Annotated in this window: 17 protein-coding genes; 10 read left to right on the forward strand and 7 right to left on the reverse strand. The window is 66.6% G+C overall.

The genetic code is table 11. The annotated features are described in order from the left end of the window. Positions 1 to 146: 146 nt before the first annotated feature. Both ubiB and ubiE read right to left on the reverse strand, forming a co-directional pair. On the reverse strand, positions 147 to 1,703 hold the full coding sequence (ubiB, locus tag CYD53_RS16635) for a 2-polyprenylphenol 6-hydroxylase (RefSeq protein WP_103719200.1): 1,557 nt from the start codon (positions 1,701 to 1,703) through the stop codon (positions 147 to 149). 99 nt (positions 1,704 to 1,802) lie between these two features. After that, on the reverse strand, positions 1,803 to 2,564 hold the full coding sequence (gene ubiE, locus CYD53_RS16640; RefSeq protein WP_245928274.1) for a bifunctional demethylmenaquinone methyltransferase/2-methoxy-6-polyprenyl-1,4-benzoquinol methylase UbiE: 762 nt from the start codon (positions 2,562 to 2,564) through the stop codon (positions 1,803 to 1,805). Positions 2,565 to 2,661: 97 nt separating this feature from the next. Here ubiE and mutM point away from each other — a divergent pair, with 97 nt between their 5' ends. Next, on the forward strand, positions 2,662 to 3,552 hold the full coding sequence (gene mutM, locus CYD53_RS16645) for a bifunctional DNA-formamidopyrimidine glycosylase/DNA-(apurinic or apyrimidinic site) lyase (protein WP_103719202.1): 891 nt from the start codon (positions 2,662 to 2,664) through the stop codon (positions 3,550 to 3,552). Here mutM and CYD53_RS16650 read toward each other — a convergent pair whose 3' ends face one another. After that, positions 3,553 to 3,978 carry a GFA family protein gene (locus tag CYD53_RS16650; RefSeq protein WP_103719203.1) on the reverse strand — a complete coding sequence of 142 codons (426 nt, stop codon included), beginning with the start codon at positions 3,976 to 3,978 and terminating at the stop codon, positions 3,553 to 3,555. A gap of 161 nt (positions 3,979 to 4,139) precedes the next feature. Here CYD53_RS16650 and CYD53_RS16655 point away from each other — a divergent pair, with 161 nt between their 5' ends. Beyond that, the gene (locus CYD53_RS16655; RefSeq protein WP_103719204.1) at positions 4,140 to 4,913 is read left to right on the forward strand and encodes an enoyl-CoA hydratase; all 774 of its coding nucleotides are present in this window, start codon (positions 4,140 to 4,142) and stop codon (positions 4,911 to 4,913) included. A gap of 127 nt (positions 4,914 to 5,040) precedes the next feature. On the opposite strand, the gene CYD53_RS16660 is transcribed toward CYD53_RS16655, so the two are convergent. The 3 genes from CYD53_RS16660 to CYD53_RS16670 form a co-directional block, all read right to left on the reverse strand. Beyond that, positions 5,041 to 6,051 carry an Lnb N-terminal periplasmic domain-containing protein gene (locus CYD53_RS16660; protein WP_103719205.1) on the reverse strand — a complete coding sequence of 337 codons (1,011 nt, stop codon included), beginning with the start codon at positions 6,049 to 6,051 and terminating at the stop codon, positions 5,041 to 5,043. A gap of 37 nt (positions 6,052 to 6,088) precedes the next feature. Next, entirely contained in the window at positions 6,089 to 7,723 is a 1,635-nt protein-coding gene (locus CYD53_RS16665) for a phosphoenolpyruvate carboxykinase (RefSeq protein ID WP_425428310.1), read from the reverse strand. 183 nt (positions 7,724 to 7,906) lie between these two features. Continuing rightward, entirely contained in the window at positions 7,907 to 8,629 is a 723-nt protein-coding gene (locus CYD53_RS16670; RefSeq protein ID WP_245928275.1) for a HugZ family pyridoxamine 5'-phosphate oxidase, read from the reverse strand. Between the two features lie 284 nt (positions 8,630 to 8,913). Here CYD53_RS16670 and CYD53_RS16675 point away from each other — a divergent pair, with 284 nt between their 5' ends. From CYD53_RS16675 to CYD53_RS16695, 5 genes are all read left to right on the forward strand, one after another. Beyond that, positions 8,914 to 9,615: a response regulator transcription factor gene (locus tag CYD53_RS16675; RefSeq protein ID WP_069689160.1), complete on the forward strand. Its 702-nt coding sequence runs from the start codon at positions 8,914 to 8,916 to the stop codon at positions 9,613 to 9,615. A 201-nt stretch (positions 9,616 to 9,816) separates the two neighbouring features. Continuing rightward, positions 9,817 to 11,616: a sensor histidine kinase gene (locus tag CYD53_RS16680; protein ID WP_103719207.1), complete on the forward strand. Its 1,800-nt coding sequence runs from the start codon at positions 9,817 to 9,819 to the stop codon at positions 11,614 to 11,616. A gap of 5 nt (positions 11,617 to 11,621) precedes the next feature. Further along, positions 11,622 to 12,083 carry an HPr kinase/phosphorylase gene (locus CYD53_RS16685; RefSeq protein WP_103719208.1) on the forward strand — a complete coding sequence of 154 codons (462 nt, stop codon included), beginning with the start codon at positions 11,622 to 11,624 and terminating at the stop codon, positions 12,081 to 12,083. A 110-nt stretch (positions 12,084 to 12,193) separates the two neighbouring features. Continuing rightward, the gene (locus CYD53_RS16690) at positions 12,194 to 12,595 is read left to right on the forward strand and encodes a PTS sugar transporter subunit IIA (RefSeq protein ID WP_069689157.1); all 402 of its coding nucleotides are present in this window, start codon (positions 12,194 to 12,196) and stop codon (positions 12,593 to 12,595) included. Between the two features lie 11 nt (positions 12,596 to 12,606). Then, entirely contained in the window at positions 12,607 to 12,954 is a 348-nt protein-coding gene (locus CYD53_RS16695) for an HPr family phosphocarrier protein (protein ID WP_103719209.1), read from the forward strand. A gap of 7 nt (positions 12,955 to 12,961) precedes the next feature. Here CYD53_RS16695 and CYD53_RS16700 read toward each other — a convergent pair whose 3' ends face one another. Then, entirely contained in the window at positions 12,962 to 14,311 is a 1,350-nt protein-coding gene (locus tag CYD53_RS16700) for a hydantoinase/carbamoylase family amidase (RefSeq protein ID WP_210202360.1), read from the reverse strand. A 216-nt stretch (positions 14,312 to 14,527) separates the two neighbouring features. Here CYD53_RS16700 and ahcY point away from each other — a divergent pair, with 216 nt between their 5' ends. From ahcY to tsaE, 3 genes are all read left to right on the forward strand, one after another. Next, complete coding sequence (ahcY, locus tag CYD53_RS16705) at positions 14,528 to 15,928, forward strand: adenosylhomocysteinase (RefSeq protein ID WP_103719210.1); 1,401 nt, start codon at positions 14,528 to 14,530, stop codon at positions 15,926 to 15,928. Between the two features lie 403 nt (positions 15,929 to 16,331). Then, positions 16,332 to 18,812 carry a sensor histidine kinase gene (locus CYD53_RS16710; protein ID WP_103719211.1) on the forward strand — a complete coding sequence of 827 codons (2,481 nt, stop codon included), beginning with the start codon at positions 16,332 to 16,334 and terminating at the stop codon, positions 18,810 to 18,812. Continuing rightward, complete coding sequence (tsaE, locus tag CYD53_RS16715) at positions 18,809 to 20,353, forward strand: tRNA (adenosine(37)-N6)-threonylcarbamoyltransferase complex ATPase subunit type 1 TsaE (RefSeq protein ID WP_103719212.1); 1,545 nt, start codon at positions 18,809 to 18,811, stop codon at positions 20,351 to 20,353. Before CYD53_RS16710 ends, tsaE begins: the two co-directional genes overlap by 4 nt. Positions 20,354 to 20,435: the final 82 nt, after the last annotated feature.

Here is a 20,435-nt window from a genome sequence, read left to right on the forward strand (position 1 = left end):
CGGCATCCTCATCGTCATTGCGAGGAGCGTGGCGACGTAGCAATCCAGGGGGGCGTCGAGTGCTGCCGCTCCCGGATTGCTTCGCGGAGCCTGTGCTCGGGCTTGCCGAAGGCAAGACCCGGGTGCTCGCAATGATGGGATCGGGCTTATCCCAGCACCGCATAGGCGATCAGGCCCGCGATCAGCCAGAGCGCCCAATTGCCCCAGCGGTTGCGCTGGGCTTCGGCGCGGCCGATCGCCTCGATGCTGCGCTCATCCAGCGAAAACCCGTGCCGCGAGGCGTCTTCGAGCTGGCCGAGCACGCGCTCCGCCCGGCCGACCGTCTCGGGCAGGCTGGCGAGGCTGAAGGCGAGCGAGCGCATCCCGCGCCCGACATCCTCGATCTTGCCCAGCGGCCCGAGATTGCGGGTGATCCAGTCGCGCACCACGGGCTCGGCCGTCGTCCACATGTCGAGATGCGGATCGAGCGTGCGCGCGACGCCTTCGACCACCACCATCGTCTTCTGCAGCATCACGAGCTCGGTGCGCGTCGCCATGTCGAACAGCCCGGTGATCTCGAAGAGCAGGGTCAGGACCTTCGCCATCGAGATCTGGTCGGCGCTCTTGTCATGGATCGGCTCGCCGACCGCGCGGATCGCCTGGGCGAAATCCGCGACCGCATGGTGGCCCGGCACATAGCCGGCCTCGAAATGCACCTCCGCCACGCGAGTGTAGTCGCGGGTGATGAAGCCGAGCAGGATTTCGGCGAGGAAGCGCCGCTCCTTCAGTCCCAGCCGGCCCATGATGCCGCCATCGACGGCGACGAGCCGCCCTGCCGAGTCGACGAACAGGTTTCCCGGATGCATGTCGGCATGAAAGAAGCCGTCGCGGATCGCATGCTTCAGGAAGGACTGGATCACGGTTCGGCTGAGCGCCTGGAGATCATGTCCGGCGGCCCGCAACCCTTCGATGTCGGAGAGCCGGACGCCGTCGATCCATTCGTCGACCAGCATTTCGCGCGCGGTGAGCTGCCAATCCGGCGTCGGCACGCGGAAATCGGCATCATCCTTGGTGTTCTCGGCGAATTCGGAGAGGGCGGCGGCCTCCAGCCTGAGATCCATCTCCATCGTCACGGAGCGCGCCAGCGTCTCGACCACGCCCGACATGCGCAGGCGGCGCGCCTCGGGCGAGCGACGTTCCGCCATCTCCGCGCCGAAGCGCATCGCCGCGAGGTCGCGGTGGAAGCGGTCGCGGATGCCGGGCCGCAGCACCTTGACCGCGACCTCCGAACCATCCTTCAGCCGGGCGCGATGCACCTGTGCGATCGAGGCGGCGGCAACGGGCGGCCCGAATTCGGCGAAGATCGCCTCGACCGGCTGGCCATGGGCGGCCTCGATCGCGGCGCGCGCCTGTTCCATCGGGAACGGGGCCATCCGGTCCTGCAGAGCCGAAAGATCCTCGGCGATCTTCATGCCGACGACATCGGGCCGCGTCGCCAGGAACTGGCCGAACTTGACATAGGACGGTCCAAGCCGCGTCAGCGCCGCTGCGAGCCGCGTCGCCGAGGAGCCCGCGCCCTTGCGTTCGATCAAGCGCCCGAGCCGGATCGCGGCGCGCGCCAGAGGCGGCAGGACGGAGGGATCGACGAGGGCAAGCGCGCCCTCGCGCGCCAACACGAAGCCGACCCGCGCGGACCGGGCGAGATGAGCGATGGCAGTGATCATGCGCGTTCCGTCATGGCAGGGCTCGACCCGGCCATCTCCGGCAGGACACTCTGGCCTGAGATGCTCGGGGCAAGCCCGAGCATGACGCGTCCGGCATCGTCACAGCTTCCAGCCGGAATGCAGCGCCACGACGCCGCCGGTCATCGGCGTGAACTTCGCCCGCCGGAAGCCGGCATCCTCGATCATGCCGGCGAAGGCCTGCGGCTTGGGGAATTTGCGGATCGATTCGACGAGATACTGGTAGGGCTCGGCCTCGCCCGTCACCATCCGCCCCATCGGCGGAATGACATTGAAGGAATAGGCCTCATAGACCTTGTCGAGCAGCGGCACGTCGACATGGCTGAATTCGAGGCAGAGGAACCGCCCGCCGCGCTTGAGCACGCGAAAAGCCTCGGACAGCGCCTTGTCGATGCGCGGCACGTTGCGGATGCCGAAGGCGATCGTATAGGCGTCGAAATGGTTGTCGGGCAGGCCGAGCGCCTCGGCATTGCCCTGGACGAAGCGGATGCGATCGTCATCGGGAAAACGCTTCTGCGCCCGGTCGCGGCCAACGCTCAGCATCTGCGCATTGATGTCGAGTACGGTGACGTCGGTCTGCGGCCCGCCAGCGTCGAGCACCTGGAAGGCGACGTCGCCGGTGCCGCCGGCCACGTCGAGATGATGAAAGGGCCGGTCCTTCGCGGGCTTCAGCGTCGTGATCAGCGCATCCTTCCAGAGCCGGTGCAGGCCCGCCGACATCAGATCGTTCATCAGATCGTAGCGGCTGGCGACCTTGTGGAAGACGTCGTCGACCTTGGCCTGCTTCTGCGCGAGCGGCACGGTCTCAAAACCGAAATGGGTGGTGTCGGAGGCTGCTGTCACGGCGCGGGCTGCTCTTGTGTTCTGGTGAGGCGATGAATAGCGAAACGAGCGGGGCTTGTCGCGGCCCGTCTCGACGCAGGCTTGAGAGTGGATTGGAATGCCCGAACTTCCCGAGGTCGAAACCGTTCGTCGCGGGCTGGAGCCCGCCATGCTGGGGCAGGTCTTCGCGCGCGTCGAGCAGAACCGGCCCGACCTGCGCTTTCCCCTGCCTGATCGCTTCGTCGAACGGCTGACCGGCCGCAAGGTCGAAGCCCTGTCGCGGCGCGCCAAATATCTGATCGCCGATCTCGATGACGGCCAGGCGCTGATCATGCATCTGGGCATGAGCGGGCGCTTCGTGGTGGAGGCGCCCGGCACGCCGCCGACCGAGCCTGGCGCCTATTACAACGAGATCGGCCGGCACCTGCAGCACGACCATGTCGTCTTCCATCTCGGCTCCGGCGCCCGCGTCACCTACAACGATGTCCGCCGCTTCGGCTTCATGGACCTCGTTCCGCGCGCCGATCTCGCGACGTCCAAGCATTTCGCCGGCATGGGCATCGAGCCGCTGGGGAACGAACTCTCCGGCGACACTCTGGCGAAGCTTTTCGCGGGGAAATTCGCGCCGCTGAAGGCGGCCCTGCTCGACCAGCGCCTCGTCGCCGGCCTGGGCAACATCTATGTCTGCGAAGCGCTGTTCCGCGCCGGGCTCCATCCGGAAGCCGAGGCCGGTTCGATCGCCACCGCGACGGGCCGCCCGCGACCGGCGGCGCATGCGCTGGCCCAGATCATCCGCGAGGTGCTGGAGGAGGCGATCATCTCCGGCGGCTCGACCTTGCGCGACTTCGCCCATGCCGACGGCTCGCTCGGCTATTTCCAGCACCGGTTTCGCGTCTATGACCGCGAGGGGCAGGCCTGCGTGACGCCGGGCTGCGGTTCTGTGGTCAAGCGGCTGGTGCAGTCGGGCCGCTCGACCTTCTATTGCGAAAGCTGCCAGCCACCGCGCTGATCAGCGGGCGGCAACGGGCGGCGGCTGGTTCGGACAGGACGGCAGGTCGGTGTCGGTCAGGCCCCAGGACGGTGCGGACGCGGTCCAGATGAAGCCCTCCGGCTTGCCGAGCTCGCGATCGTCGAGCGCGCCGGCGCGGACCACGACCATCTCCGGTCGCGATGACGAGGTGCTGAACAGCGGCGTGCCGCAATGCGGGCAGAAGCTGCGGCGCATCGTGTTGCCGCTGTCGGAGAGGCTGACATAGTCGCGGACCTCGCCCTCCAATTCGCGGCTGGCGAGCGGGAAGATCAGGTTGATCGAGGCGTTGCCGGCCGAAAGATACTGGCAGTCGCGGCACCAGCAGGCTCGCTTCGCCACCGGCGGCTGATTGAAGCGGAAGCGTATGGAGCCGCAGAAGCAGGCGCCGGTGATGGACTCGGTCATGGGGTCGCCCTCCTCCTGCAAGACGGGGTGAGTGAAGGTGATCCGGCTTGCGACGGCAAGACCTGGTCACGGCAGCGCCCATGTCGGCGTGCGCTCCCTCGCATGGACCGCGCTCCTCCCGCCCGCTAAACGTGGCCCAACGAAGCATTCGGGAGGCCGCCATGGCTTATGAGACCATTCTCGTCGAGGTGAAGGGCAAGGTCGGCGTGATCACGCTGAACCGGCCGCAGGCGCTGAACGCGCTGAACGGCCAGCTCATCGACGAGGTCAACGCGGCCATCGACGGCTTCGAAAAGGATCCCAATATCGGCTGTATCGTCCTGACCGGCTCGGAGAAGGCCTTTGCCGCCGGCGCCGACATCAAGGAGATGCAGGGCCGGACCTTCCCCGGGACCTATCTCGACGACAAATTCGCCGATTGGGACCGCATCGGCCAGCGCCATAAGCCGATCATCGCAGCGGTTGCGGGCTTTGCGCTCGGCGGTGGCTGCGAGCTTGCCATGATGTGCGACTTCATCATCGCCGCCGACAACGCCAGATTCGGCCAGCCCGAGATCAATCTCGGTGTCATTCCCGGAGCCGGCGGCACGCAGCGCCTGACCAAGGCGATCGGCAAGGCCAAGGCCATGGATCTCTGCCTCACCGGGCGGATGATGGACGTCAACGAGGCCGAGCGTGCCGGCCTCGTCGCGCGTATCGTGCCCCTGGCCGATCTCATGGCCGAGACGATGAAGGCGGCCGACGGCATCGCCGCCAAGTCGCTTCCTTCGGTGCTGATGGCGAAGGAAGCGATCAACCGCGCCTTCGAGGTGGCGCTGAGCGAAGGGCTGCGCTTCGAGCGCCGCGTCTTCTCCTCGCTCTTCGCGACGCATGACCAGAAGGAGGGCATGGCGGCCTTCATCGAGAAGCGGAAGCCCGATTTCCAGAACAGGTGAGACACATCTTTCCGTCAGTCTCGCGCATTTCCGCGTTTCTCCGAAGCGCGGAAATGCTCTATCTCTTTGTTTTATCGCATTGTCTTCACGCGAACCGGTGTCCGCTTCGCTCGAAAATGCTCCAGACCTATGGCCGCCCGGCCGGCACGCCGGCGCGGATCTTCTTCGAAAACTCCGGATCGTCGAGCGACAGCGTCCGCGCCCGCTCGCTGATCCGCCCCTGCCGGACCAGCTCGTCGAGCGGGATGTCTGTCCTGACCGCGCCGATGCGCTGGAGATAGCCCGGCAGATAACCCGACAGCAGCACGCGCGGGTCGAGCGGCAGCGAGAAGGTCCAGCCGGGCGCGACAGAGCCGACGAGATGGTAGACCACCGTCGTGCAATTCGTCGTCAGCGTATTGTACCAGCGCGGCGTCGCCGCCAGCCGGTTGACGTCGGCGATATAGGCCATGAGCACGTCGCGCGCCTGGGCAGGCGTGGCGGCGAGCCGGAACAGGCGGACATCCTCCTGGCGGGCATGGCTGCGCAGGCCGACGATGTCGCGCTCGTCGGCGGCGACATAAGCCATCTCATAGGTGCGGAAGAAGCCGGCGAGCGAGGACCACTCCTCGCCCTTCTCGCGCCTGACCTCGATCGAGAAGGTCAGCGGCACCGAATCCTTGAAGGTGAAGCTGACCAGGAGATGGGCGATCGCCTCGCCCGACCAATAGGACAGGAACAGGTCCGCGCCCTCGATCCCGGTCAGGTCGTAGCTGCGCGTCTCCCAGCGCTGGTCGTAATCAGCCTCCGTGCGCCAGCGGAAATCGCGCAGATTGCCGACGGTGATCGTCTCGCCCTCGCGCGTGACCTGCGGCAGCTTGGCGAGTTCGGGAATCCAGTCCCGGTCGTGCGACGCCGCCATGCCGTTCCACCAGCCGAGCAGGCCGAGAAACAGCACCGCGAAGGAGAGCGGCAGTCGCGCCGTGCCGGTCCAGATCCCGACCGCGCCAGCAAGACCTGCGAGGCCGAAGCCGATGGCCGCCAGCGTCGCGATCGTACCGGTCAGGCGAAAGAGCAGGAGGCCGCAGCCCCATGCCGTCGCACTGAGGACGATCAGGGTGGTCAGGAGTTGGACAGTGACAAGAAGAAGGCGGCTCATCGCCGCCTTCTCCTATCACAGCTGGAGCGGGAAGCGCTCACGCCGCCAAGGAATTCACCGGCGCCGCGGCCTTGACCGCATCGTCGACATGGCTCTCGAAGCGCTTGAAATTCTCACGGAACATCCCGACCAGCCGCTTGGCCGTTTCGGCGAATTCGGCCTTATCCTGCCAGGTCTTGACCGGATAGAGGATGTGCGGCTCGACGCCGGGCACCGAGGTCGGCACCGCGAAGCCAAAATAGGGGTCGCGGCGGAAGTCGGCGCGGTTGAGCGAACCGTCCAGCGCCGAGGTCAGCAGACGGCGGGTGACGCGGATCGGCATGCGCCGGCCGACGCCGTATTTGCCGCCCGTCCAGCCGGTGTTGACCAGCCAGCAATCGACATGGTGCTTGGCGATGAAATCGCGCAGCAGATTGGCGTATTCCGACGGATGGCGCGGCAGGAAGGGCGAGCCGAAGCAGGTCGAGAATTCCGGCTCCACGCCGACGAGGCCGCGCTCGGTGCCGGCGACCTTGGCGGTGTAGCCGGAGAGGAAGTGGTACATCGCCTCTGCCGGCGTCAGCTTGGCGATCGGCGGCATCACGCCGAAGGCGTCCGCCGTCAGCATGACGATGTTCTTCGGCACGCCGGCGCGACCGGTCCGCGAGGCATTCGGGATGAAATCGAGCGGATAGGCCGAGCGCGTATTCTCGGTCTTGCTCTGATCGTCGAAATCGACGACGCGGGTGAAGGGGTCGAGCACGACATTTTCGAGCACCGTGCCGAAACGCTGGGAGGCGGCGAAGATCTGCGGCTCGGCCTCGGCCGAGAGCTTGATCGTCTTGGCGTAGCAGCCACCCTCGAAGTTGAAGATGCCGTTCTTCGACCAGCCATGCTCGTCATCGCCGATCAGCGTGCGATCGGGATCGGCCGAGAGCGTGGTCTTGCCGGTGCCGGACAGGCCGAAGAAGATCGCCGAATCGTCCTTGGAGCCGACATTGGCCGAGCAGTGCATCGGCACGACGCCCTTGGCCGGCAGCGTGTAGTTCAGATAGGTGAAGACGGACTTCTTCATCTCGCCGGCATAGGCCGAGCCGCCGATCAGCACGATCTTGCGGGTGAAATCGATCGCGATCACGGTCTCGCTGCGGCAGCCATGGCGCTTGGGATCGGCCTTGAAGCTCGGCAGGTCGACAATGGTCAGCTCCGGCACATAACCGGCGATCTCCTCGATCTCGGGGCGGATCAGGAGGTTGCGGATGAACAGCGAATGCCAGGCGAGTTCGGTGAAGACGCGCGCCTTGACGCGGTGCACCGGGTCGGCGCCGCCATAAAGGTCCTGCGCGAAGAGCTCCTTGCCCTCGGTGTGCTTGAGGAAATCGGCGAGCAGCGCCTCGAAATGCTCCGGCGACATCGCGCCGTTGTTCTCCCACCAGACCGTGCCTTCGGTCAGGGCGTCGCGTACCACGAACTTGTCCTTGGGCGAGCGCCCGGTATGCGTGCCGGTGTCGGCGCAGAGCGCGCCGCCTGCGGCCAGCCCACCTTCGCCGCGCTTCAGGGCCTGCTCGTAGAGCTGCGGCGCCTGCAGGTTCCAGGACAGGGATTTCAGCTTGCGGAAGCCGAAGGTTTCGGCGCCGTGAGCTGTGTTGAACTGACCAATGGTTTCCACTGGGACACTCCCGAGGCATGCCATTCAAGGCAAAAACGCATTTTAAAGATACGCGAACAGAGGTCGTCGCGCAGACGAGGCAGGCTTTAAAGATTTAAGTGGCAGGCTCTTTAGGCCTATGATGACGCCGGCTCAACCCGCCGAAAAGGCCTTCACCCGAAGAAAATCTTTTAAATCGTTTAAATGATCCGATGTGGTAAACCCCGTTCAAGCCCGGTGAATGTCCGGAAGATGCTGGCGGGCCTGCGCGGCCAGTTCCGCCAGCGTCTTTCGCAAGCTCGCCGGGCTATCCACGCAAGCGGGAAAGCCGAGCCGCAGCACGGCATCGCCGAGCGCAAGATCGAGCCCGTCCGGATCGAGCCCCGTCGCGCGCCAGGCCCCGTCGCGCGCTCCGAGCAGTACCCGCGCATAGAGCCTGAGCGCATCGGCATGGTCGGCATTCATATGCGCGACCGCGCCCTCCTCGATCTCGGCCAGGGCCTGCGCCCGGGTCGGTTCGCTCAGGATATCCGCGGGCCCCAACTCATAGGCCTTGCCGAAGCCGCCATTCAGGCTTGCAGCCTCGATACCGAGGGCAAAGAACGAGAAATCGCCGAAATCGGCATAAAGTGCGGCCTTGGGCTGGCGCGCCAGGAAGCGGCGGCGGATGCGCAGGCCTTCCTCCGTCTCGCGCGCGATGCGCCGTGCCCTGAGCTTGAGCGTGATGCGGGCATGGGCCAGCGGATCGCCCTTGCCGCCCGGCGCGATCAGGAGTGAGGCGCGCGGATCGGCGATCAGGTTGCCGGTATGGGCCGCGAGCGCCGAGACCAGGATCAATGGCGTGCCGTCGCTGTCGGTGGCAAGGCTCGTCAGCGTGGCAGTCGGGTGGCCGTCCTGACCCAAGGTCGCGAGCGAGCCGAAGCGCGCGCTACGCAAGAGATGTCGCGCCAATCCGCGCGCCGTCTCATCGGTCGGCCGGATTGGATTGGTTCGGGCAGGGTTCCCGCTTGGCTGGGCGGGCTCGTTACTCGACCTGACTGGGTCTTGATTCGAGCTGACGGCGTCTTCATTCCGCCTGACGGGATCTCGCACCACGGAACCTCTTTGCCTTTCCGGCCTTATTCTGATGACGGTAGCGGAACTGTCACGCCATCGCTAGATTGCAGCCACGGTTTGGCCGCTCTCTCGCGAGAGTGGACCCATTTATTGCAACGCGGCCAAGAGACGTAAAACTTATGCCAACAATTGCGCTGGTCGATGACGACCGCAACATCCTGACTTCGGTGTCCATCGCGCTCGAAGCCGAGGGCTACCGGATCATGACCTATACCGACGGCGCCTCGGCGCTCGACGGCCTGAAGCAGAACCCACCGGACCTGGCGATCTTCGACATCAAGATGCCGCGCATGGACGGGATGGAGCTGCTGCGCCGCTTGCGCCAGAAGTCCGATCTGCCGGTGATCTTCCTGACCTCGAAGGACGAGGAGATCGACGAGCTCTTCGGGCTGAAGATGGGCGCGGACGACTTCATCCGCAAACCCTTCTCGCAGCGGCTCCTGGTCGAGCGCGTCAAGGCGATCCTGCGCCGCGCCGGCGCCAAGGATGTCGGCGCGCCGGCCCGCCCCGAGGACGCCAAGGCGCTTGAGCGCGGCCTGCTGCGCATGGACCCGGAGCGCCACACCTGCACCTGGAAGAACGAGCCGGTGACGCTGACCGTGACCGAGTTCCTGATCCTGCAATCGCTGGCGCAGCGCCCGGGCGTGGTGAAGAGCCGCAACGCCCTGATGGACGCGGCCTATGACGACGAGGTCTATGTCGACGACCGCACCATCGACAGCCACATCAAGCGCCTGCGCAAGAAATTCAATCAGGTCGATGTCGATTTCGATATGATCGAGACCTTGTATGGCGTCGGTTATCGCTTCAAGGAAAGCTGAGCATCGGGGGACGGGTTTCAGCACTCATCCCGGAGAACCGCGAAGCGGCGTCTCGACCGATGCGCCACTTCGCAGCGGCAGCGCATACTGAACCGTCCCTCGCGGCGCGTTTCCCCCGAAACGCTATCCGGGGTGAAGGCCTTGGACCAGAGGCTGTTATGGACTGTCGGCTGCTCAGGAAATGCAGGGCGCTTGAGGCCTATGGCGACGGTCGATGACGAACGCAGGATTGTGATCCGCACGCAGCGCTTCGCGCCAATGCTGCGCAAGCGTCTGGCCGTGTTCGGCCGGCGCAGCCTGCGCGCCATCTCCTCGCGCGCCGCCTCCAGCCTGACGCGGCGCATCGTCGTCCTCAACCTGGCAGGGCTCGTCGCGCTGCTGCTCGGCTTCCTCTATCTCAACCAGTTCCGCGAGGGGCTGATCGAATCGCGGGTGCAGAGCCTGCTGACGCAAGGCGAGATCATCGCCGGCGCGATCTCGGCCTCGGCGACGGTCGAGACCGACACCATCACCATCGACCCCGACAAGCTGCTCCAATTGCAGGCCGGCGAGAGCGCCGGCATCGCCGAGGACCCGCTCGATTTCTCGATCAACCCCGAAAAGGTCGCGCCGCTGCTGCGGCGGCTGGTGACGCCGACCAAGACGCGGGCGCGGGTCTATGACAAGGACGGGCTGCTGACGCTGGATTCGCGCAATCTCTATTCGCGCGGCGACGTGCTCCGGCTCGATCTGCCGCGCGTGGGCGAGCCCGACGAGACGCCCTTGCTGGAGCGCACCTGGAACATGCTGCGCAACCGGCTCGGCCGGGCCGACGTTCCCACCTATGACGATTTCGAGAACGCCAACGGCAAGTCCTATCCCGAGGTGGCGCGCGCGCTGAACGGCACCCCGGCCAGCGTCGTGCGCGTCAACACGCGCGGGCAGACCATCGTCTCCGTCGCTGTGCCGGTACAGCGCTTCCGTGCGCTGAAGGGCGTGCTGCTGCTCTCGACGCAGGGCGGCGACATCGACGCCATCATCGCCTCCGAGCGCTACGCGATTCTCCAGGTCTTCACCGTGGCCGCCGGCGTGATGATCGTGCTCTCGGTGCTGCTCGCCGGCACCATCGCGGAGCCGATCCGCAAGCTCGCCGAGGCGGCGCAGCGCGTCCGCAAGGGTGTCAAATCGCGCGAGCAGATCCCCGATTTCGCCGGCCGGCACGACGAGATCGGCCATCTCTCGGGCTCGCTGCGGGAGATGACCAAGGCGCTCTACAGCCGGATCGAGGCGATCGAGAGTTTTGCCGCCGATGTCGCCCATGAACTGAAGAACCCGCTGACCTCGCTGCGCAGCGCCGTCGAGACGCTGCCTCGCGCCAAATCCAACGAGTCGCGCGGCCGGCTGCTCGCTGTGATCCAGCATGACGTGCGCCGGCTCGACCGCCTGATCTCGGACATTTCCGACGCCTCGCGGCTCGACGCCGAACTCGCCCGCAACGACGCCGCCCCGGTCGATATCGGGCAGGTCCTCGATGCCGTCGTCTCCGTGCAGAACGAGACCCGCCATGAGGGGCGCGCCGGCATCGAGCTCAAGATCGAGCGGCGCGGCCAGCGGCCGGGCGGGCGCGACGGCTTCCTGGTGATGGGCCATGATTCACGGCTGGGCCAGGTTCTCGTCAACCTGATCGACAATGCCCGCTCCTTCTCGCCGCCCGACAAGCCGGTGCGCGTCACGCTGTCGCGCGAAGGGGCCGACGTGCTGATCACCGTCGAGGATGACGGCCCCGGCATCGAGCCGCATGCGCTGGAGCGCGTCTTCGAGCGCTTCTACACCGACCGGCCCAATGAGGGCTTCGGCCAGAATTCTGGCCTGGGTCTTTCGATCTCGCGCCAGATCGTCGAGGCTCATCGCGGCTCGATCCGGGCCGAGAACCGCCTCGGCCCGGCCGATGGGGACGGCGAACAGCCGCGCATCGGCGCCCGCTTCATCGTCCGGCTGCCGGCCGTGCCGCTGGCTTCCTGACGCAGATGAACGCGACGAGCGCGCAGTCCAGCCGCATCCATGCCAGCACCGTCGCGATCGGCGAGGCCGGCATTCTCATCCGCGGCCCGTCCGGTTCAGGCAAATCGACGCTGGCGCTGGCGCTGATTGCGGCCGCGACGCAAGCGGGATCCTTCGCCAGGCTGGTGGCCGACGATCGCACCGAGATCGCCAGCCAGGCCGGGCGCCTGCTCGCCCGCCCGGTCGCGCCGCTGGAAGGGCTCGTCGAGCGGCGCGGACTCGGCCTGACGCCGGAGCCCCATCTGCCGGCGGTCCAGGTCCGGCTGATCGTCGATCTGCTCGCGGAGGAGCCGGCGCGCATGCCCGAACCGGAGGATCTGGTCGACCGCCTGGCGGGCATCGACCTGCCGCGCCTGAGGCTGGCGGGCCGTCCCGGCGACGAAAGGCTAGTCCTGGCGGCCTTAAAATTGTTTCTTGATCAGCCTTAAGTCGGGATTTCGACAAGTTTTAAGCGCGCCGGCTTGCGCATATCTCGCACCTGCCGCATAAACCGCGACCTTGTCCGGGCGCCACGCGCGCTCTCCAGGCGCCATAGTGAATGATCGGACTCGTCCTCGTGACGCATGGGCATTTGGCGACGGAATTCCGCGCCGCGCTCGAACACGTCGTCGGCCCCCAGAAAAACCTCGCCACCATCGCCATCGCCCCCGATGACGACATGGAGGGTCGACGCCGCGACATCATCGCAGCCGTCGAGGAGGTCGAGACCGGCCGGGGCGTCATCGTGCTGACCGACATGTTCGGCGGCACGCCCTCGAATCTCGCCATCTCGGTGATGGAGCCCGGCCGCATCGACGTCGTCGCCGGCGTCAACCTGCCGATGCTGATCAAGCTCGCCAGCGTGCGCGAGGAAAAGAGCCTCGACGAGGCCGTGACCAGCGCGCAGGATGCCGGACGGAAATACATCACCGTCGCCAGCCGCGTCCTGGCCGGCAAATAGGCGCTGACCCGATGAAGACGAGCAGTCAGGTGGATGAGCGGCAAGACGACGAGGATTGCGACTGCCCCGAGCCCGTGATCCCGACCGGTTCGCTCTATTGCGAATTGCCGATCGTCAACAAGAAGGGGCTGCACGCCCGTGCCACGGCGAAATTCGTGCAATGCGCCTCGAATTTCGACGCCGACATCACCGTGACCCGCTGCGGCGAGACGGTCGGCGCGACCTCGATCATGGGCATCCTGACGCTGGGAGCCGGCATCGGCTCGACCATCACCGTGGTGGCGAAAGGGCGCGAGGCGAAAGAGGCTCTGCAGGCGCTGGAAGCGCTGGTCGCCGACAAGTTCGGCGAGGGCGAGTAGTTCGCCATCAATCGATCGGCCTTGCCTGGGCGGAGCGAGGCATCGTCATCGCGCGCAGGACATTCGCCAGTACACGCGTCGCCTGCATGAAATCGACGATCTCCATCGCCTCGGCCGGATTGTGGCTGCCCTTGTCGTTGCGCACGAAGATCATTGCGGCCGGGATACCGGCATCGGCAAAATCCTGGGCGTCGTGCCCGCCGCCGCTCGCCATGGTCAGGAACGGGATCGACAATCCGCTCGCGCTGGCCTGAAGCGCCGCGACCAGCCCGGCATCCATCAAGGCGGGCGTCGCCCGGTCGACCGGGTCGAGCTCGAAGGAGACGCCGCGCCGGGCCTCGATGTCACGGGCGCTCGCGCGCAGAAACGCTTCCATGCCGTCCAGCACCGCCACGTCCTGGCTGCGGATGTCGATCGCGAAATCGACCTGCCCCGGTACCTTGGTGATCGAGTGCAGTTCCGCCTCGGTCGAGAATTTCCCGACCGTGACCACGAGATCGTCTCCCGCGGCACGGCGGCGGCTCCATTCGCTGTCCAGCGCCATGACCAGATCGGCCGTCGCGAAGACGGCGTCCTGGCGGTATTCATGGGGAACGGCCCCCGAATGCGAGTAGGCGCCGAGTGCCCTTGCACTGCGGGCGCGATAGGCGCCGCGGATGCCGGTGACGATGCCGACGGGAAGGCCGCGCTTCTCCAGAATCGGCCCCTGCTCGATATGCAGTTCGATATAGCCCGCGATAGCGGCCGGGTTCAGGAGCGGCGGCCCGGCCTCGATGCGGGCCGCATCGAAACCGGCCTCGTTCATCATCGCGCGCAGCGAACGGCCGGTCGCGACATGGATCGCGCTGTCGAGTTCGCCCTCCCAGAGCAGGCCCAGCGCGGCGCGGCTGCCGAAATGGCCGCCATGGCGCCCGACGAACCAGGCGCTGCTCTCCTCCGCCCTGAACGCCATCAGGACGATGTCGCAATCCGGCTGGAGCCCGGCGTCGATCATGGCCGCTACCGCGACCAATCCCGCGATGACTCCGGCCGCTCCGTCGAAGTTGCCGCCCTGGCGCACCGAATCGAGATGCGAACCGGTGATCCAGGCCGGACGCTCCGGATGCCTGCCGGGGAACCGCGCCGAGAGATTGCCCGCCGCATCGACCGAGACCGCAAGGCCGAGCCCCCGCGCCAGATCGGCGATCAGATCATGCGCTGCCTGTTCGCCCGCCATGTAGGAGGTTCGGGTCACGCCCGGCCCGTCGAGGCTCAAGGCGCGCAGGGCATCAAGGATCGAGACGGTGAAGGCCTCGCGGGCGATGACGGCGGCGTCGAGCAGGCGGCAAGGCTGAAAGGCAGCGGCGTTGGCGGACAAGGCTGTCTCCGAAGTGGCGTCGCAGGCGGCACGCAAGATCTGCTGTCTCCTCCTAGCCCAGCAAAGTGCTGGCCAACAGGATCTGCCCCGCACTGCCGATTCTCGTCTTCGAACAGATCAAAGACATAAAGACATCTTTATATCTTTGATTGCACTCCGCCGCCCGCACTGCTAAAGACCCGCCCGTCATTCCAGAACCAGCAGTGGAGCAGCCCCGTGTCGAAGACCGATTACATCGTCAAGGACATCAGCCTCGCGGAATATGGCCGCAAGGAAATCAACATGGCCCAGGACGAGATGCCGGGCCTGATGGCAATTCGTGCCGAGCACAAGGGCAAGTTCCCGCTCAAGGGCGCGCGCATCGCCGGCTGCCTGCACATGACGATCCAGACCGCCGTGCTGATCGAGACCCTGAAGGAACTCGGCGCCGATGTGCGCTGGTCGTCCTGCAACATCTTCTCGACCCAGGACCATGCCGCCGCCGCGATCGCCGCGACCGGCACCCCGGTCTTCGCCATCAAGGGCGAGACGCTGGAAGAGTACTGGGAATACGTCCTCAAGACCGCGACCTGGGGCGACGGCGGCACGCCCAACATGATCCTGGACGATGGTGGCGACCTGACCATGCTGATCATCCTCGGCGCCGAGGCCGAAGCCGGAAAGGCCGAGTTCCTGGACAAGCCGGGCAATGAGGAAGAGACGATCTTCTTCAAGCTGATCAAGCGCGAGCTCAAGGCCAATCCGGGTTGGTTCACCAAGACGCGTGCCGCGATCAAGGGCGTCTCGGAAGAGACCACCACCGGCGTGCACCGCCTCTACGAGCTGGCCAAGGCCGGCCGCATGCCGTTCCCGGCGATCAACGTCAACGACTCCGTCACCAAGTCGAAATTCGACAACCTCTATGGCTGCCGCGAGTCGCTGGTCGACGCCATCCGCCGCGGCACCGACGTGATGATGTCGGGCAAGGTCGCGGTCGTCTGCGGCTATGGCGACGTCGGCAAGGGCTCGTCCGCCTCGCTGCGCCAGGCCGGCTGCCGCGTGCTCGTCACCGAAATCGACCCGATCTGCGCGCTGCAGGCGGCGATGGAGGGCTACGAGGTCGTCACCATGGAGGAGGCCGCCCCGCGCGCCGACATCTTCGTGACCGCCACCGGCAATCTCGACGTGATCACCGTCGACCATATGCGCGCGATGAAGCACCGCGCCATCGTCTGCAATATCGGCCATTTCGACTCCGAGATTCAGGTCGCCGGCCTGAAGAACTTCAAATGGGACAACGTCAAGCCGCAGGTCGACGAGGTCGAGTTCCCCGACGGCAAGCGCATCATCCTGCTCTCGGAAGGCCGCCTGGTGAACCTCGGCAACGCGACCGGGCACCCCTCCTTCGTGATGTCCTGCTCGTTCTCGAACCAGACGCTGGCCCAGGTCGAGCTCTGGAACCACCACGCCAAATACGAGAACAAGGTCTACACCCTGCCCAAGCACCTCGACGAGAAGGTCGCAGCGCTGCATCTGGCCAAGGTCGGAGCCAAGCTCACCGTGCTCAACGACGCCCAGGCCAAATATCTCGGCCTGGCGCCGACCGGCCCGTTCAAGCCGGAACTCTACCGCTACTGACAGTCGGTATCGATAAAATCGGATCAGGCCCGGCGCGATCGCCGGGCCTTTTTCTTTTCCGGAACAGGCGCGCGGCCTGCCAAATATACTACTAATAGTAACTCGACGCGACCTGTCGTCTACTGGTTGACGATCGCTGGAAATCTTTGGCGCGATTTCGAAATTCGCCCGATTTACCATCCATTAAGCACTTCCTGCCGGAGTCTGCGGACGATTAGAGTGGGGCTGATTCGGGCCCGCCCCTTGGCATGGGCCGGATCGACACTCTGATGTGGTTGGCGTGGTGGCAGGCGTTGCGTCGGGTCCAGGAGGACGGCGTAGCGACCGGCCTCAAGCTCGATTCTAAGGCGTGCTTGGGTGGCCAGGCAGGCTACCCGCCGCCTTCAACGATAACGGACGCAGGATGAGACGGTCGAGGCGACAGAAACGAAGCGGCGGCGGTTGGCGCGGCCACGCGGTTCTTCCCGGCCTCGCCGCCGCGCAGGCGCCGACCGCGACACTCGCCCAGGCCGACTGGCTCTCGCCGCTCCACACGGAGACGCTGAGCACGGGGAGCCTGTCGCTGCTGCTCATCGGCCTCACCGTCTTCGCCGCAACGACCTCGCTGATCTATGTGCGCGAACGGGGACGCTGGCACCGCCGCGAAACCGAGATGGCGGGCGAGCTCGAGGCCGCACGGGGCCATCAGGACCGCCTTGCCGCCCTGCTCGCCGCCGACCCGCAGGTCGTTGTCAGCTGGAGCGGGCGCGACGCCCAGCCGATCTTCGAAGGCGACAGCGGCTTCCTCGGCGCTCCGGGCGCAACACTGGCGCTGGCCTATGGCGCCTGGGCTCCCCCGGCCGAGGCCAAGAAACTGGAGCTCGCCACGGATGCGTTGAAAGAGCGCGGCGAGGCCTTCGGCTTCACGCTGCGCGCCAAGACCGGTCCCTATATCGATGTCGAGGGCCGTCCCGTCGCCGGGCGCGCGGTGATCCGCTTCCGGGAGGTCACCGGCGAACGTGCGCAAGTCATGACCTTGCGCGGCGACCTGGAACGCCTGTCATCCGATCATTCCGCCCTGGTCGCCTTATTGGCGGGCCTGCAGCAGCCGGCCTGGACGCGCGCGGCCGACGGACGCCTGACCTGGTGCAATGCCGCCTATGCGCGCGCCGTGGAGGCCGCCGACGCCCCCGAGGCAACCAAGAGCGGCCTCGAACTGCTCGATCGGGGCGAGCGCGAGGCCGCGGCCAAGGCCAGGCGCGAGGGGCGCATCTTCTCGGTGCGGGCGCCGGCCGTCGTCGCCGGGCAACGCCGGACGCTCGATATCCTCGAACTGCCGACGCCCGTGGGTTTTGCCGGCATCGCCACCGATATGAGCGAATTGGAGGCTGTACGGACCGATCTGCAGCGCCAGATGGACGCGCATGTGCGCACGCTCGACCGTTTGAAGACGGCGGTCGCGGTGTTCGACGCCACGCAGCATCTGGTCTACCGCAACTCCGGTTTCGACACGCTCTGGTCGCTCGATGCCAGCTTCCTCGACGGCCAGCCGAGCGACAGCGAGATCCTCGACCGGCTCCGGGCCGAGCGCCGCCTGCCCGAGCTCGGCGATTATCGCAGCTGGAAGGCCAGCGTGCAGGCCGCCTATACCGCGACGCGCGCCATCGAGGATTGGTGGTATCTGCCCGACGGGCGCACCATCCATGTCGTCGCGAGCCCCAATCCGCGGGGTGGCGTGACCTATCTGCTCGACGACGTGACCGAGCGCTTCACGCTGGAATCGCGCTTCAACGCGCTGTCCCGCACCCAGCGCGAGACGCTGGATTCGCTGCGCGAGGGCGTCGCCGTGTTCGGCTCGGACGGTAGGCTCAAGCTCTCCAACCCGGCCTTCGCCCAAGCCTGGCGGATTCAGCCCGACATTGCCGGCGCCGCACCCCATATCGACGAGATCGTCAGGCTGTGCCGGCCGCTGTTTCCGCAGGACGAGGTCTGGAGCGAGCTGCACAGCGTCATCACCGGCGTGCGCGACGCGCGCGAGGATTATGGCTGCCGGATGGAGCGGCGCGACGGCTCGGTGCTCGACTGCGCCGCGGCGCCTCTGCCGGACGGCGCGACCCTGATCACCTTTGCCGATGTGACCGCGAGCGTGAATGTCGAACGCGCCCTGACCGAGAAGAACGAAGCGCTCGAGAAGGTCTCTCGCCTGCGCGAGGATTTCGTCCACCACGTCTCCTATGAGCTGCGCTCGCCATTGACCAACATCATCGGCTTCGCCCAGCTGCTGGGAACGGAGGCGATCGGCGCGCTGAACGAGAAGCAGCGCGACTACACCTCCCATATCGTACGCTCCTCGGGCGCGCTGCTTGCGATCATCAACGACATCCTGGACCTCGCCACGATCGACAACGGCGCACTGACGCTGGAGCTGAACGAGGTCGACGTCGCCGCGACCATCGCCGAGGCGGCTGCGGGGCTGCACGACCGATTGACCGACAGCAAGATGAAGCTGCAGGTCGAGATCGCGCCGCAGACGGGGCCGTTGCGCGCCGACGGCAAGCGGCTGCGCCAGGTGCTGTTCAACCTGATCTCGAATGCGATCGGCTTCTCCTCGCCGGGTCAGACCATCACGGTCAGCGCAGCGCGCAGCGGCGGCCATGTCCGCATCACCGTCAGCGATCAGGGTCGCGGCATCCCCGCCGAGGTGAAGGAGAAGGTGTTCGACCGCTTCGAGAGCCATTCGCTCGGCTCCAACCATCGCGGCGTCGGCCTGGGCCTCTCGATCGTGCGCTCGATCGTCGAGCTGCATGGCGGGCGCGTCGAGCTCGATTCGGCGCCTGGGCGGGGCACGCGGGTGACCGCGGTGTTCCCGTCCGAGGGACTGCCGCTTTCGGATGCGGCGGAATGAGCGAGGAGCTGGCGAAAAGCGGCGCGCATCGGCTCCTGCTGGCCGATGAGGCGGCGACCGCGCGGCTGGCGGCCGATCTCGCCGCCATCCTGAAGCCGGGTGACATCGTCGCGCTGTCGGGCCATCTCGGCGCCGGGAAATCGGCATTGGCGCGGGCGATCCTGCGCGAACTCGCCGGCGACCCCGCCCTGGAAGCGCCGAGCCCGACCTTCACCCTGGTGCAGAGCTACGACACGCCGCGCGGCCCCGTGCTCCATGCCGATCTCTACCGCGTCCGTTCACCCGACGAACTCGACGATATCGGGCTGATCGAGGATCTCGAGCGCATCGTCACCCTGGTCGAATGGCCAGACCGCGCCGGCACGCGGCTGCCCGCCGGACGCCGGCTCGACATCGTGCTCGACGTCGACCCGGGAAACCCCGAGACAGGCCGGATCGCGACGCTTGCCGGCGGCGTGCTCTGGCGGCAGCGGCTCAGCATCGCGATCGCGACGCGGCATATGCTCGACGAGGCCGGCTGGGGCGAGGCGCAGCGCGACTTCATGCAGGGCGACGCCTCCAGCCGCGCCTATGAGCGCCTGACGCGCAGCAATGGCGAGAGCGCGATCCTGATGATCTCGCCGCCGCGCCCGGACGGACCCGCCATCCGGCAAGGCAAGCCCTACAGCGCCATCGCGCATCTGGCCGAAACCATCGACGCCTTCGTGGCGATGGATCGCGGCCTGCATTCGCTGGGCTATTCCGCCCCGGAAATCCTGGCCCAGGACCTTTCGACCGGGCTGCTGCTGATCGAGGATCTCGGTGAGGAGGGCGTGCTCGACGCGGATGGCCCGATTCCGGAGCGCTACGAGGCCGGCGCCCGGCTGCTCGCCGATCTGCACCGCCACACCTTGCCGACGATCCTGCCCGTCACCGAGGGCCGCGACCATGTCGTACCCGACTACGACCGCGGCGCGCTGGCGATCGAGACCGAGCTGATCCTGGAATGGTATGCGCCCCATATCGCCGGCGTGACCCTGCCGGCGGTGACGCAGGCCGAGTTCGGGCGGATCTGGAGCCGGCTCTTCGACGAGATCCTGGAAGCGCCCACGACCTGGACCTTGCGGGATTTCCATTCGCCCAACCTGATCTGGCTGCCGAAGCGTCAGGGGCTTGCTCAGCTCGGATTGATCGATTTCCAGGACGCGGTGCTCGGGCACCCGGCCTATGACCTCGTCTCATTGGGTCAGGATGCGCGCGTCGACGTGCCCGCCGCCCTGGAGCTGCGGCTGCTCGCCGCCTATGGCGCGGCGCGGCGCGGCGACGACCCCGATTTCGACCTCGCCGGCTTCGCCCGCGCCTATGCGATCCTCGGCGCGCAGCGCAACACCAAGATCGCCGGCATCTTCGCGCGGCTCGACCGGCGCGACGGCAAGCCGGCCTATCTCGAGCACCTCCCGCGCATCGAAGCCTATCTGCGCCGCAATCTCGAGCATCCCGCGCTCGAAGAGCTCAAGGGCTGGTATCAGGCGCATCTGCCGAAGCTGTTTGCGGCGAACTGAATTCAGCTCGCGCCGTCATGTCCGAGCATCCACGTCTCGCGACGCGGATGAAGGGAAGATGTGGAACCTCGGGACAAGCCCG

The sequence above is a fragment of the Allobosea psychrotolerans genome (assembly GCF_002917105.1).
Taxonomy (GTDB): domain Bacteria; phylum Pseudomonadota; class Alphaproteobacteria; order Rhizobiales; family Beijerinckiaceae; genus Allobosea; species Allobosea psychrotolerans.